Raw genomic sequence first — 14,556 nt, 5'->3', positions numbered from 1 at the left:
CATCAAGGCCGGTGGCTGGTGGTCTGCGACGGGGTCGGTATAATCGGCGCCCTTTTGTGATCCTTTGCCCGTGAGCCCGATGAACCTGCCCGAAATCCATGAACTCCTCGGCTGCCGCACCCCCGATGCCTGGGTCCAGGCCGCGTTGGCCGATCAGGAAACCCTGCTGATCGACCACAAGAACTGCGAATTCAAAGCCGCCAGCACCGCCTTGAGCCTGATGGCCAAGTACTACGGCCACGTTGACCTGATCAACATGATGTCGCGCCTGGCCCGCGAAGAGTTGGTGCACCACGAGCAGGTCATGCGCCTGATGAAAAAGCGCAAGGTCGAACTGCGTCAACTGCACGCCGGCCGTTACGCCTCGGGTTTGCGCAAGGTGGTGCGCAGCCATGAGCCGGTCAAGCTGGTGGATACCCTGGTGGTGGGCGCCTTTATCGAAGCGCGCAGTTGCGAGCGCTTCGAAGCGCTGGTGCCGCATTTGGACGAAGAACTCGGCAAGTTCTATTTCGGCTTGCTCAAAAGCGAGGCGCGGCACTTCCAGGGCTACTTGAAGCTGGCATACCAGTACGGCGACGCCAAGGACATCGCCCAGGTGATCGAGCGGGTGCGGGCCACCGAGCAGGACCTGATCGAATCACCCGACGTCGAGTTCCGCTTTCACAGTGGCGTGCCAGCCTGAGGCCACGGCCACACCGATCAAGGCGGTGATCCCGGTCAGCAGCAGGATCACCGTTGGCGTGCCCAAAGGCGCTGCCAACACGGCAATCATCAAGCCCGCCAAGGGCTGGGCCAGGTTGTTGAGCAAGGTCATCACGCCAACGGTCTTGCCGAAGTCCTGCACCGGAATCACCCGTTGGCGGGTGCTGCGCAGGTACACGTTGAACATCTTGTCGAAGCCGGTCAGCAGCAGGAAACCCACCGCGTAGGCCCACACGCCGGGGCTGAGCGCGGTGATCAGCGCGCCCACGGTGATCATCGAGTACGACAACCCGCCCAGTACCTTCAGCTTCAGTGATGAATGCGCCAGGTAGAACAGAATCGCGATGGTCACCAGCGCCCCGGCGGCTTGCAGCAGGGCATAGGCGTCTTTGCCCGCTGCGTAGTGGCCGGTGACCATGGCAGCCGAGGTAGCCAGCGTCACGCCGACCATCAGGTTCACACCGACCGCCAGGACGATGATGCGTTTCAACTCCACCCGGTTGAGGATGTGGCCAAAAGCGGTGCGCAGGGGTTGCAGCCAGTTACCCGGCTGTTGTTCATGGATGTGCAGGTCCACCGTGGTGTTGCGCTGCCAGATCAGCATCGCCAGGTCTGCCAGCACAAACAGCGCGGCGACGCCCAGCACTACCCATGGCCACGCCCAGACTTCCAGCATCAGCGCCGCCACCAATGGCCCGAGCACCAGTCCGCCCTGGTCGGCGATCTGCGAATAGGACAAGGTCTTGGCGTAGGTGTACTGCCCGAAGATATGCGGCATCACCACTTCCCGCGCCATGATGCCCTGGGTGGTCAGCACGCCGCACAACGCGGACAGCATCACCAGCCAATGGATACCGTCGAACAGCCCATACAGCGCCATCGCCACCACGCAGGCCAGGGCCCGATACACCTGGCTGATATGCAGGATACGCACCGGTGAAAACCTGTCGCACAACGCGCCGCACACCGGAAACGCCAGGTAGCGCGGCAGTGACTCGATAAAAAACGCCAACCCCGCCCACGACACGCTTTGCGTAGTCTGGAACACGATCAGTGGCACGATAAACAGCAGAACCTGGTCGGCCAGCCGTGAAAGGAACAGCGAAATGAAGAACGCCAGGTAATCCTTGCGCATGGAACTCCCTGTCAATGGCGTTAAAAACTGCAGGCTATTTGTTAAAAACTCTTAAAAGCATGAAGCTTCTTCGCTGGGGACTGGTCAGCCACCTCTGTCGGCCAGCTTGCCACCTATAATGGCCCCATTTCAATCCGCGCATCCACACTGAGAACTTATGGAAAACCTGGGTCTGGGCAAGGTCCTGCTCGTTGAGGACGATGAAAAGCTGGCAGGGCTGGTCTCGCATTTTCTGTCGCAGCATGGTTTCGAGGTACGGGTGGTGTACCGGGGCGATGAAGCGCTGGCGGCGTTCCTGGATTTCAAGCCGAAGATCGTCGTGCTCGATCTGATGCTGCCGGGTCAGAGCGGGCTGCATGTCTGCCGCGAGATTCGCAACGTGTCGGACACGCCCATCGTGATCCTCACCGCCAAGGAAGATGACCTGGACCATATCCTTGGCCTTGAGTCCGGTGCTGACGACTACGTGATCAAGCCGATCAAACCGCCGGTGTTGTTGGCGCGCCTGCGTGCGCTGCAGCGCCGTCAAGTGCCCGAGCCCACCGTGCGCGGTGCCCTGGAATTTGGCCGCTTGTCGATTGATCGCAGTTGCCGGGTGGTCCGCCTGGGCGGCGAGACCATTGACCTCACCACCATGGAATTCGAGTTGCTGTGGTTGCTGGCCAGCAGCGCGGGCAAGATTCTCTCTCGCGACGACATCCTTAACCGCATGCGCGGCATTGCCTTTGACGGGCTGAACCGCAGCGTAGACGTGTACATCAGCAAACTGCGCGGCAAGCTCAATGACAACCCCCGCGAGCCGGTGTGCATCAAGACCATCTGGGGCAAGGGCTACCTGTTCAACCCGTTCGCGTGGGAGGTGTAGATGCTGCGCTTGTACCTGCGCCTCTATTTGATTCTCGCGCTCGGCCTGGCCGGATCGATCTGGCTGGTCAACTTCGGCCTGGACGCTTACATGCCCGAGTCCAACGAGACCTATAACCGTGAAGCCCTGCGCGGCCCGGCGTGGGCCCTGGTGGAACAGTTGCGCCCCGTGCAGGCAGAGGCGCGCCAGGCACGCCTGGATGAACTGCAACCGCATTACGGCTTGCGGCTCGAACTGGTGCAGCGCGACACCCAGGATTTGAGCGAACGGGAGCAGAAACTCCTGGCGGCTGGCCAGGTAGTGGTGCGCGAGGACTTCATGAAATTTCTTGCGCCTATCGACGACGGCCCGCAACTGCTCGAAATCAGATTGCCGGAGGAACCCAAGTGGTTGTACCTCTGGGCCTACGCTTTCCTGGGCGTGAGCCTGGCCATCGTCCTGTATTTCTGGGTGCGTCCACACTGGCGCGACCTGGAGCACATCCGCCTGGCCGCGCAACGTTTCGGTGACAATGACCTGGGCTCGCGCATCTTGCTGCCGACTCGCTCCACCGTGCGTTCACTGGCCGGGCACTTCAACCAGATGGCCGAGCGCATCGAAGGTTTGATCGCCAACCAGCGCGAACTCACCAACGCGGTCTCCCACGAATTGCGTACGCCGATTGCGCGGCTGTCATTCGAGCTGGACCAGCTCAGGCAGCAGAGCGACCCACGGCAAAGCCGAGCGTTGATCAACGACATGTACGCCGACCTCGGTGAACTGGAAGAAATGGTCTCCGAGCTGTTGACTTATGCCAGCCTTGAGCCAGGCGCGACCCAGGTCACCCGCGAGCATATCGAGGCCCACAGTTGGCTCGACAGTGTGATCGGCAGCGTGGCCCTGGAGGCCGAAGCGGAAGGGGTGCAGTTGTCGTTGCGCACCTGCGAGGTGGACGTTATCCAGATCGAGCCACGCTTTATGGCGCGGGCCGTGATCAACCTGCTGCGCAACGCGATTCGTTATGCCGATCGCCGCGTGGAAGTGTCGCTGGTCAAGTTTGGCAGCGGTTACGAAGTGCGGGTCAACGACGATGGGCCGGGGGTACCGCTGGAGGGTCGCACCAAGATATTCGAACCCTTCCTGCGCCTTGACGCCAGCCGCGACCGCCGCACAGGCGGATTTGGTCTGGGCCTGGCGCTGGTCAAGCGTGTCAGCCAGTGGCACGGCGGGCAGGTGGAAGTGCAGGATTCGGAGTGGGGCGGGGCGTCGTTTCGAATGACGTGGGCATACGCCGAGTAAGGGGGCTGGCCCTAATGCCATCCTGTAGGAGCGAGCTTGCTCGCGAAAAACCTCAACGATAACGCGTGTTTTCTGGATAAACGCGGCGCCTGCGAGTTTTGCGCGAGCAAGCTCGCTCCTACAGAGGGCAAGTCAGATCAGAAGGTGTACTGCAGCTCCCCCAACACCGACGCTTGCAGCCGCTGCTCCACAATCGGGCTCTTGCCTGCTTCATCCGCCAGGTATTGCACATCCAGCAGGGTCGAGAACTGCGTGTGTTCGTTGATCGGCACGCTCCATGAGAGGTTCATGCCATTGCTGATATTGCCGGCACTTGCCTTGTATTCCTTGAAGCGGCTGCGGGTGGCCTGGTCGGCAGTCACGCCGTACCAGGTTTGCAGGTAGTTGCGGTCACCGAAGTGGCTGTTGATGGCGGCATCGACGGAGCCGTAGCGGCCCTCATAGAGATGGGTACCCAGGCTCAACTCCAGGTGGGTAAAAGCCTTGCCGGTTTCCTTGTGTTTATCTTCTTCAAGCGCATGTTCCAGGGTGGCGCCGATGATCACACCGCCGAGGTTGTAGGCGGTACTCACCCCCAATTGCGGACGTGACTTGATCTCGCCCATGCCTTTGAGGCGTTTGGAGCCGGCATGCATGCTTTCATTTTTATCCTTGCGCGAATCGCTTGCGCCAACGTATGCGCTGAAGCTCAAGGCATTGCCTTCGTAACCCCAGCCCAAGCCCGTATCAGTGTCGAGGAAGACGCCCCAGGGGCTGATGATTTTGCCACCGAGCACAGGCGCCGTCATACGTTCGTCGCTGCCACTGTAGCGGGGTGCGTTGGCCATGCCGGCCTTGAGGCTGTATTGCCAGTCTTCGGCAAGCGCCGTATCGGCGGCGGCGATCAGGCACAGTGAGGTCAATGACAGGCACAGGTTTTTTGAGTGCATCAGGGTGTTTCCTGGTTAGAGGTTCAAGGGTGTGTGGGGTGAATGGGTGCGTTTGAACGAGTAGCCCGAAGCACTCAGGCCGTTGACCTGGCGGCTGACGGTATCGCCCAGGCCGTAGCCGTTGCCGGCCAGCACCGCATGGGCGTTGTCGATGGGCAGCAGGATGTAGTCGGTCAGCGGCTCGCCGTTTAATTGGCCGCGAATCACCAGGAAACCGTCCTCCTGGCGCACGCTGATGCCACTCAATGGCGCGTCGGGTTCATGGCTGCTGAGCACCTGGTAGGTGCCGACCGTGTTGGCCCACGCGGCGGACAAGGGCGGCGGCTCGATGCGCTCGCCGATGGCAATGCGTTGGCCGTGGCTGCGGGCGGTGAGCATTTGGCGGCCTTGTACCGTGAGCACATCCAGCTGCACGCGGCCCAACTCGCCGAGGTCCTTGCGCCAGAACCCCAGTATCTTTTTCTGCGCCCGCAGCCAGCCTTGCTCATCACGCAATAGCTGGAAATCGTAGCCGGCCAGTTCACCGCTCAAACGGGCATGCTCATCCCTGATGCGGAACACGCCCCAGGCGGTGGCGTAGAAGCCGGCCAGGCGCTTGCGATCCACCGCCGCCGGTACATGGCGCAGCTTGAGGCCGTGGCTGGGGGCCTGGCAGTCATCGGCGCATACGGGCTTGCCGGTCTGAGCCTGGAGCATCAGGCGCAGGCTGTCGGTGGTCAGCGACACCACCATGTCTTCGGCGTTGCTGTCGTTGGCCATGATGACCACGGCCAGTTGCTGATCCGGCAGCAGGGTCAACTGGGCCACGAAGTCGTCGCCGCCACCGCTGTGCTGGTAGGTGCGCACTCCGGGGCCGATGGGCTCGTCACCACAGGGCGCCAAGAACCAGCCCAAGCCCATCTGGCAGTCGAAATCCAAGGCGTTGCCGGTGTTTTGCTGGGTAAACATGGCATCGATAGAAGCGCTGCCGAGGATCTGACTGCCCTTGTAGGTGCCCTTGGCGAACAGCATGCGCACGTAGCGGCTGAGGTCTTTGGGGCTGGTCCACAGGCCACCGGCGGCGAGGTCACGCACCTGGGGGTCGGTGCTGGCCTTGCCATCCTCGTAGCCGTGGGCGCGATAGCTCATTTGCGCACCGGTACCCAGGAAACTGGACTGGTTCATTCGCAAGGGTGTGAGCAGGCTGCTTTGTAACTGGGCTTCGAAGCTTTTGCCGCTGCTGCGCTCAATGGCGGCGCCCACCAAGGCATAGCCAAGGTTGGAATACGCCACCTGGGAACCCGGCAGGCTGCTCAGCCACACACCCGACACACGCATCGGCATCTGCCCCATGGCATAGGTGCTGCGCAGGTCGCGCAGGTGCTCGCTGGGCAAGCCGGATTGATGGCTGAGCAAGCGCCGCAAGGTGATCGCTCGATCCGCCTCGGCCTGGTCGCTGTGAAAGCGGGAGCGTACGTAGAACTCACGCAGGGTCTGCTGGATCGGCGCATCCAGCGCCAGGTGTTGCTGCTCCACCAGTTGCAGCGCCGCCGTGGCGGTCAGCAGCTTGGAGATGCCACCTGCGCGAAACGCGGTATTGGGCGTGACCGGCACCCCCAGGTCTTTGTCAGCCAGGCCAAAGCCGCGGGCCCAGATCAGCTCCTGGCCATTGACCAGGGCAATCGACAATCCCGCCACATTGTCCCGAGCCATCTCCCGGGGAATGCGGGTTTGCAGGTAGCGGATGATTGCGCCGTAATCGCCTTTTTGAATCGGCGGCGGGACAGGCGGTTGCGAGTGGCAACCGATACTGCCCAACAGGCAACCCAAGAGCGGAATACCGCGCAATCTGCGAAACATCAAGAGCACCCGAATGATGATTTGGATGCTGGAATGCTAGGGCGGCGGGGGCCGAGAATCTTTGAGTGCTTTGTCGGGAAACTGTCAAAGACTGTTAACGGCCGCTTATAAAAACATCAGGATTTGCCCAGGGGTGCGGGCATCAACGTGGCGATCAGGGCGCGAATGGTCCCCGGCAGCGCTTCCAGCTCGCGTACCAGGATGCTGCGCTCGCGAATCGCCCAGGGCTCGTCCAGTTTTACCGTCACCAGCTGCATGGTGCGGCTGTGACGCAGGGCGGCGGACTCGGGAATGATACCGATGCCCACGCCGGCCTCGACCATCCGGCAGATCGCCTCGAAGCTCGAGACCTGGATACGCAGCGACAATTGCTTGCCCAGACGCTCGACGTGTTCGCGCAGGAAACTCAACAGCGTGCTGCCTTCATGCAGGCCGATATGCTGATACGCCAGGGTCTGCTCAAGGGTCACCGAAGGCTGGTCGGCCAACGGATGCCCGACGGGTACCATCAGCACCAGTTCGTCGGTGCTGAAATGCAACACTTGCAGGCCGGAGGCTTCCACGGGGCCGGCGATGATACCCATGTCACTGGTGCCATCGAGCACCCCACGCACGATGTCCCGCGACAGGCGCTCCTGCAGGTCGACGGTGACGCCCGGGCGCTGTGACAGAAAGCCTGCCAAGACCTCCGGCAAAAACTCGGTGACCGCCGTGGTGTTGGCGAAGATACGGATATGCCCGGCCGAATCCACGCCGTATTGGGTGAACTCGCTTTTGAGGTAATCCACCTGGCGCATGATCAACCGCGCATGGTGCAACAGCCGCTCGCCTGCCGGGGTGATCTCCACGCCCCGGCTATCGCGGTACAACAGGCGCGTGTCGAGCTGACCTTCCAGGGCCTTGATCCGCGCACTGGCGGCAGCCGGCGACAGGAAGGCGCGCTTGGCACCCTGGGTGAGGCTGGGGGATTCGGCGATATGGATAAACAGGCGCAGGTCGGCGAGATCGAAGTGCATGCAAAACTCCAGGCTTGTGATCACCCGTGGCGAGGGAGCTTGCTCCCGCTGGACTGCGAAGCAGGCCTGTTTTTTGGGGCCGCTTCGCGCCCCAACGGGAGCAAGCTCCCTCGCCACAAGAGGTACGCATAGGAATGGTGCGTTCAGCTTAACCGAACGCTGGTTTATTGAAATGCAAATTCTCAGAACGGGCAGGCCCTTGCATGATCCACGGCAGACACCCACTGCCTGAGGACCTGCACCCGATGAGCGCCACTGATTGGATCGGCCGAAGTGAGACCGCCCACGACCACCTGAGTCATAACCTGCTCAAGCGCATCGCCGCGACGTTAGGTGAAGAGGTGCCTGCCGACGGCGACGCTGTGCCTGCGTTGTGGCAATGGTGCTTTTTCCAGGACCCGCTGCCGGAGGTGGCGTTGGGCGGCGACGGCCACCCGGCACGCGGCGGGTTCCTGCCGCCGGCCGATAACCGCAATCGCATGTGGGCCGGTGGGCGTCTTGAATTTCTGCAGCCACTGCGGGCTGGCGAGGCGGCTACGCGCGTGTCGACCATCACCCAGGTCGAAGAAAAGACCGGGCGCACCGGCTCACTACTATTTGTCACCGTGCGCCATGACTACTCCCAGGAAGGGCGGCTGGCCATCCGCGAGGAACAGGACATCGTCTACCGCGAACCCACGCCACCCAAGCCTGGCAGCGGCGACGCGCTGGCCCGGGGCGAATGGACAGAGGCCGTCGAGCCGACGTCGACCCTGTTGTTCCGCTACAGCGCCGTCACGTTCAACGGCCACCGCATCCACTACGACTACCCCTATGTCACTGGCACCGAAGGCTATGCCGGCCTGGTGGTGCATGGCCCGCTGATCGCCACCTTGAACCTGCGTGCGTTCTGCCGAGCGCACCCTGAGGCGACCCTGCGCCGCTTTGCCTATCGCGGCGTGCGCCCACTGATTGCGCCACAGCCTTTTGAGGTGGGCGGGCGTATCACCGCAACCGGCGTCGCAGAACTCTGGGCGGGCAACACTGAAGGCCTGGCACAGACCGCCCAAGTGCATTTCGAATAACCCGATAACAACAGGCGGAGAGCCGTTAATGAATGCCCATGACAACGAAGAACTCAAGGCCATCCGCGAAGGCGTGCGCGCCTTGTGCGCCGAGTTCGATGCCGCTTACTGGCGCAAGATCGATGAAGAAAAAGGCTTCCCCGAAGCCTTCGTCAAGGCCCTGACCGACGCCGGTTGGCTGTCGGCCATGATCCCCGAGGAATACGGCGGTTCCGGCCTGGGCCTGGCCGAAGCCTCGGTGATCCTTGAGGAAGTCAACCGCTGCGGCGGCAACTCGGGCACCGTGCACGGCCAGATGTACAACATGTTCACCCTGCTGCGTCACGGCAGCGAGGCGCAAAAACGCTACTACCTGCCCAAGCTGGCCAGCGGTGAATTGCGCCTGCAGTCGATGGCCGTCACCGAGCCCACTACCGGCACCGACACCACCAAGATCAAGACCACGGCGATCAAGCGCGGCGACAAGTACGTGATCAACGGCCAGAAAGTCTGGATCTCTCGGGTACAGCATTCCGACCTGATGATCCTGCTGGCGCGCACCACGCCCTTGGCCGACGTAAAGAAAAAGTCCGAAGGCATGTCGATCTTCCTGGTAGATCTGCGCCAGGCCATCGGCAACGGCCTCACCGTGCAGCCCATCGCCAATATGGTCAACCACGAGACCAACGAGCTGTTCTTCGACAACCTGGAGCTGCCCCTGGACAGCCTGATTGGCGAGGAGGGCAAGGGCTTCAAATACATCCTCGATGGCCTGAATGCCGAGCGTACGCTGATTGCCGCCGAGTGCATCGGTGACGGCCGCTGGTTCATCGAAAAGGCCAGCGCCTATGCCCGCGACCGTGTGGTGTTTGGCCGGCCAATCGGGCAGAACCAGGGCGTGCAGTTCCCGATTGCCGAGGCGCATATCGAGATCGAAGCGGCCGACCTGATGCGCTGGCGTGCCTGTGAGGAATACGACAGCGGCAAGAACGCCGGGGCCAGTGCCAACATGGCCAAGTATTTGGCGGCCAAGGCGTCCTGGGAAGCGGCCAACGCCTGCCTGCAAACCCACGGCGGCTTCGGCTTTGCCTGCGAGTACGACGTGGAGCGCAAATTCCGCGAGACCCGCCTGTACCAGGTAGCGCCGATCTCCACCAACCTGATCCTGTCCTACGTGGCCGAGCATTTGCTCGAATTGCCACGCAGCTTCTGAGGGCCTTGAGCATGCATCATACCCAAGCCCTGTGCCGGTTCCTGGCCGAGCTGACGTACTCACAATTGCCCGAGCCCGTGCTGGCGCGCACCGAAGAGCTGTACCTGGATTGGCTCGCGTGCGCCTTGGCCAGCCAAGGCGCGCACCCGATCCCCTTGTTTGAACGCTACGCGCAGAAGATGGGCCCGAGCAGCGGTCCGGCCCAGGTGATCGTCAACGGCACCGGCACCAGCGCGTATTTCGCCGCACTGGTCAACGCCGCCTCCTCACACCTGGTGGAGCAGGATGACCTGCACAACAGTTCCGTGCTGCACCCGGCCACCGTGGTGTTTCCCGCTGCGTTGGCGGCTGCCCAGGACCTCGGCAAGTCTGGCCGTGAACTGTTGCTGGCCTCGGTGGCCGGCTACGAGGCGGGGATTCGCATCGGTGAGTTCATGGGCCGCTCCCACTACCGCATCTTCCACACCACGGCCACGGTCGGCACCCTGGCGGCGGCGGTCGCGGTGGGCAAGTTGCTCGATTTCAACGAAGAACAATTCATCAACCTGCTCGGCAGCGCCGGCACCCAGGCTGCCGGGCTGTGGGAGTTTCTGCGCGATGCCGCCGACTCCAAACAACTGCACACGGCCAAGGCGGCGGCGGACGGCTTGCTGGCGGCTTACCTTACGGCCGATGGGCTGACCGGCGCGCGCAATATCCTTGAGGGTGAGCAAGGTTTGGCGGCAGGTATGTCCAGTGATGCCCAACCGGGCAAATTGTCTGCCGAGCTGGGCAGCCGTTGGGCGCTGGTGGAAACCTCGTTCAAATTCCACGCCTCCTGTCGCCACACCCATCCTGCTGCCGACGCGCTGCTGGCCGTGATGCAGCGTGAAGGCTTGAGCGCTGCGCAGATCTCCCAGGTGCAAACCCACGTGCACCAAGGCGCCATTGACGTACTCGGCCGAGTGACGGTGCCGGCCACCGTGCACCAGGCCAAATTTTCCATGGGCACCGTGCTTGGGCTGATCGCTGTGCATGGCAAAGCCGGGTTGCCTGAATTCCATGAGCTGGCGTTGACCGATCCTGCGGTCGCGGCGTTTCGCGACAAGGTCAGCATGACCCTGGACCCGGAAGTCGACAGCGCCTACCCGCAACGCTGGCTGGGCCGTGTCACGGTCACCACCACCGATGGCCGCACGCTGCGCGGTGCCATTGATGAACCCAAGGGCGACCCGGGCAACACCCTGAGTCGGGCCGAACTGGCGGATAAGTTCCAGCGCCTGGCCCACTTCAGCGGCGCCCGCACCCCGACCCAGGCCAGAGGCCTGATCGAGCAGGTGTGGAACCTGCGTACTACCGCGTCCATGGCCCATTGGCTTTGAGGGATTTGTCATGACTGAACAACGACCGCTGGACGGCATCACCGTCGTCAGCCTGGAACACGCGATTGCCGCGCCATTTTGCACGCGCCAGCTGGCCGACCTCGGTGCCCGGGTCATCAAGGTAGAGCGACCCGGCACCGGCGACTTCGCCCGTGGCTATGACGAGCGGGTGCGTGGCCTGGCGTCGCATTTCGTCTGGACCAACCGCTCCAAGGAAAGCCTGACCCTGGACCTCAAGCAGGACGAGGCGGGCGCTATTCTGGATGCGCTTTTGGCCGATGCCGATGTGCTGGTGCAGAACCTTGCCCCCGGCGCGGCGGCGCGCATGGGCTTATCGTTCGAGACGCTGCACGCGCGCTTTCCACGCCTGATCGTCTGCGATATTTCCGGCTATGGCGAAGGTGGGCCCTACGAGAAAAAGAAAGCCTACGACCTGCTGATCCAGAGCGAGGGCGGCTTCCTCTCGGTGACCGGAGGCCCAGAAGAAGAACAGATGGCCAAGGCCGGTTGCTCCATCGCGGATATCTCCGCCGGCATGTACGCCTACAGCGGCATTCTGTCGGCGCTGCTGCTACGCGGCAAAACCGGCCAGGGCAGCCGCATCGATGTAAGCATGCTCGAAAGCCTGGTGGAGTGGATGGGCTACCCGATGTATTACGCCTTCGACGGCGCGGCGCCGCCACCGCGTGCGGGTGCCGCGCATTCGACGATTTACCCCTACGGGCCGTTTCCCACCGGGGGCGGCGGCACCGTGATGCTCGGCTTGCAGAACGAGCGCGAATGGTCGGCGTTCTGCGACAAAGTGCTGCTCACCCCGGCGCTGGCCATGGACGAACGCTTCAGCGCCAATTTCAAGCGTTCGGCCAACCGCGAGGTGCTGCGCCAGATTATCGTGGAGCGCTTTGCCCCACTGGACGTCGAGGCGGTGATCCAGCGCCTGGAAGACGCGCAAATTGCCAGCGCCCGGGTCAACGATATGCAAGGCGTGTGGGACCACCCGCAACTCAAGGCCCGCGACAGCTGGCGTGACGTCGACAGCCCGGCGGGGCCGTTGCCGTCGCTGCTGCCACCGGCCCGTAACGCCGCGTTTACCCCGCGCATGGACGGCGTTCCAGCGCTGGGGCAACACAGCCAAGGCATCCTCGACCAGTTGGGTTACTCCGTTGAGGCCATTAACAGTCTGCGTGAGCGCGGCGTTATCTAATCAGGAATCACGTGATGCCAAAGCCTTTAGTACGTTCTGCGCTGTTTGTGCCGGGCAGCCGCCCGGAGCGGTTTGCCAAGGCCCTGGCCAGCGGCGCCGACGCAGTGATTGTGGATTTTGAAGACGCGGTGGAAGAGCCGCTCAAACGTCAGGCCCGGGATAATCTGGGCGCGTTCCTGCATGCCCATCCTGAGGCCCAGGTGTGGGTGCGCATCAACGCGCCGCAACATGCCGAGCATTTTGAGGACGTGGCGTTCTGCAAGGCCCATGCAAATGTCGCCGGGGTATTGCTGCCCAAGGTCGAAAGCGCGGCCCAGGTGGCTGTGGTGGCCGCGACCGGCAAGGCTATCTGGCCGATTATCGAAAGCGCACGCGGTTTGCTGGCACTGGCGCAGATTGCCCAGGCGCCCCAGGTGGAGCGCCTGTCGTTCGGTGGCTTGGACCTGGCGCTGGACCTGAACCTGAGCAGTCAATCCCGCGCCGCCGAATTGGCCCTCGACCAGGCGCGCCTGGCGTTGATCGTGCATTCGCGCGCCGCGGGCCTGGCGGCGCCGCTGGACGGCGTGCACCCGGCCATCGACGACCCCGAAAGCCTGCACCGTTCGATCCGGCACGCCTATGAGATGGGGTTTGCCGGGGCGTTGTGCATTCATCCCAAGCAAGTGGCGGTGATCCATGCCGCGCTAGCGCCGAGCGCCCAAGAGCTGGCCTGGGCCAGGCGGGTGGTGGAGGCGGGCGCCCATGGGGCAGGGGCTTATCAGATTGATGGGCAGATGGTGGATGCGCCGGTGTTGCTGCGCGCGCAACGGCTGCTCACTGCCAGCTCTGACTGACGGAACCTGGAGCCAGCTCCCACACTGGACGCGTTCGGCCAGGCCGAACGCAGGTATCTAAAATTCGAAATTCACGACACGCGTAACATCAGGCACCTTGCCTTAAACACAACAATAAGAAGGTGATTCCCATGCTCAAGCTCTTCCGGGCGCTGCTGTGCGCCGCCACCTTGTTTACCGCTGGCCTGGCCCAGGCGGCAGACCCGATTGTGATCAAGTTCGCCCACGTGGTGGCCGAAAACACCCCCAAAGGCCAGGGCGCGCTGCTGTTCAAAAAACTTGCTGAAGAGCGCCTGCCCGGCAAGGTCAAGGTCGAGGTGTACCCGAACTCGTCGCTGTTTGGCGATGGCAAGGAAATGGAAGCATTGCTGCTGGGTGATGTGCAGATGCTGGCCCCGTCCCTGGCCAAATTCGAGCACTACACCAAGCAAGTGCAGATCTACGACTTGCCGTTCCTGTTCAACGACCTGGCCGCCGTCGACCGTTTCCAGGCGGCCCAGGGCAAGCAACTGCTGACCTCGATGCAGGATAAAAACATCCTCGGCCTGGCCTATTGGCACAACGGCCTCAAACAACTCTCTGCCAACAAGGCCCTGCATGAACCCAAGGACGCCCGTGGCCTGAAGTTCCGCGTGCAAGCTTCCAGTGTGCTCGAAGAACAGTTCAAGGCGATCCGCGCCAACCCGCGCAAGATGAGCTTTGCCGAGGTTTACCAGGGCCTGCAGACCGGTACCGTGAATGGCACCGAGAACACTTGGTCGAACTATGAAAGCCAGAAGGTCAACGAAGTGCAGAAGTACTTCACCGAGTCCAACCATGGCCTGATCGACTACATGGTGATCACTAACGCGACATTCTGGAACGGCCTGGCGCCGGATGTGCGCAGCACCCTGGAGCAGATCATGGCCGAGGTCACCGTGGAGGTGAACAAGCAGGCCGAAGCGCTGAACCAGTCGGCCAAGCAGAAGATCATCGACGCCAAGACCAGCGAAATCATCGAACTGACCCCCGAGCAACGTGCGCTGTGGCGCGAAGCCATGCGCCCGGTGTGGCAGAAGTTCGAAGGCGAGATTGGGGCTGACCTGATCAAGGCGGCGGACCAGTCCAACCAGTAATCCCCTGCGGGAGCGGGCTTGCC

13 protein-coding genes are annotated in these 14,556 nt (G+C 62.5%); 9 read left to right on the top strand and 4 right to left on the bottom strand.

The window, feature by feature from the left end; genetic code table 11:
• Positions 1 to 79: 79 nt before the first annotated feature.
• Entirely contained in the window at positions 80 to 682 is a 603-nt protein-coding gene (locus JFT58_RS25430) for a tRNA-(ms[2]io[6]A)-hydroxylase (RefSeq protein ID WP_054897955.1), read from the top strand.
• Here JFT58_RS25430 and JFT58_RS25425 read toward each other — a convergent pair.
• Positions 638 to 1,837, bottom strand: coding sequence for an MFS transporter (locus tag JFT58_RS25425; protein ID WP_054897954.1), 1,200 nt, complete (start codon positions 1,835 to 1,837; stop codon positions 638 to 640). The genes JFT58_RS25430 and JFT58_RS25425 overlap by 45 nt on opposite strands.
• 157 nt (positions 1,838 to 1,994) lie before the next feature.
• Here JFT58_RS25425 and JFT58_RS25420 point away from each other — a divergent pair, with 157 nt between their 5' ends.
• On the top strand, positions 1,995 to 2,702 hold the full coding sequence (locus JFT58_RS25420) for a response regulator (protein WP_014718339.1): 708 nt from the start codon (positions 1,995 to 1,997) through the stop codon (positions 2,700 to 2,702).
• Entirely contained in the window at positions 2,703 to 3,980 is a 1,278-nt protein-coding gene (locus tag JFT58_RS25415; protein WP_054897953.1) for an ATP-binding protein, read from the top strand.
• Positions 3,981 to 4,117: 137 nt separating this feature from the next.
• On the opposite strand, the gene JFT58_RS25410 is transcribed toward JFT58_RS25415, so the two are convergent.
• The 3 genes from JFT58_RS25410 to JFT58_RS25400 all read right to left on the bottom strand — a co-directional run bounded on the left by JFT58_RS25410 (position 4,118) and on the right by JFT58_RS25400 (position 7,764).
• Entirely contained in the window at positions 4,118 to 4,909 is a 792-nt protein-coding gene (locus tag JFT58_RS25410) for a MipA/OmpV family protein (RefSeq protein ID WP_054897952.1), read from the bottom strand.
• A gap of 15 nt (positions 4,910 to 4,924) precedes the next feature.
• On the bottom strand, positions 4,925 to 6,748 hold the full coding sequence (locus JFT58_RS25405; protein ID WP_054897951.1) for a serine hydrolase domain-containing protein: 1,824 nt from the start codon (positions 6,746 to 6,748) through the stop codon (positions 4,925 to 4,927).
• A 116-nt stretch (positions 6,749 to 6,864) separates the two neighbouring features.
• Entirely contained in the window at positions 6,865 to 7,764 is a 900-nt protein-coding gene (locus JFT58_RS25400) for a LysR family transcriptional regulator (protein WP_034126002.1), read from the bottom strand.
• Positions 7,765 to 8,009: 245 nt separating this feature from the next.
• Here JFT58_RS25400 and JFT58_RS25395 point away from each other — a divergent pair, with 245 nt between their 5' ends.
• The 6 genes from JFT58_RS25395 to JFT58_RS25370 all read left to right on the top strand — a co-directional run bounded on the left by JFT58_RS25395 (position 8,010) and on the right by JFT58_RS25370 (position 14,533).
• On the top strand, positions 8,010 to 8,828 hold the full coding sequence (locus JFT58_RS25395; protein WP_054897974.1) for an FAS1-like dehydratase domain-containing protein: 819 nt from the start codon (positions 8,010 to 8,012) through the stop codon (positions 8,826 to 8,828).
• A gap of 28 nt (positions 8,829 to 8,856) precedes the next feature.
• Positions 8,857 to 10,020, top strand: a complete 1,164-nt coding sequence (locus JFT58_RS25390; RefSeq protein ID WP_054897950.1) for an acyl-CoA dehydrogenase family protein — start codon at positions 8,857 to 8,859, stop codon at positions 10,018 to 10,020.
• Positions 10,021 to 10,031: 11 nt separating this feature from the next.
• Positions 10,032 to 11,381, top strand: a complete 1,350-nt coding sequence (locus JFT58_RS25385) for an MmgE/PrpD family protein (RefSeq protein ID WP_054897949.1) — start codon at positions 10,032 to 10,034, stop codon at positions 11,379 to 11,381.
• Between the two features lie 10 nt (positions 11,382 to 11,391).
• On the top strand, positions 11,392 to 12,585 hold the full coding sequence (locus JFT58_RS25380) for a CaiB/BaiF CoA transferase family protein (RefSeq protein ID WP_198834700.1): 1,194 nt from the start codon (positions 11,392 to 11,394) through the stop codon (positions 12,583 to 12,585).
• 14 nt (positions 12,586 to 12,599) lie between these two features.
• A complete protein-coding gene (locus JFT58_RS25375) occupies positions 12,600 to 13,418 on the top strand; it encodes an HpcH/HpaI aldolase/citrate lyase family protein (RefSeq protein ID WP_054897947.1) in 819 nt (272 codons plus the stop codon).
• Between the two features lie 131 nt (positions 13,419 to 13,549).
• On the top strand, positions 13,550 to 14,533 hold the full coding sequence (locus JFT58_RS25370; protein WP_054897946.1) for a TRAP transporter substrate-binding protein: 984 nt from the start codon (positions 13,550 to 13,552) through the stop codon (positions 14,531 to 14,533).
• The last annotated feature ends 23 nt before the right edge of the window (positions 14,534 to 14,556 follow it).

It is taken from the genome of Pseudomonas sp. MF6767 (genome assembly GCF_016405475.1).
GTDB lineage: Bacteria > Pseudomonadota > Gammaproteobacteria > Pseudomonadales > Pseudomonadaceae > Aquipseudomonas > Aquipseudomonas paracarnis.
The sequence above is the reverse complement of the archived record's forward strand: the minus strand, read 5'-3'. Positions and strand labels throughout refer to the sequence as shown.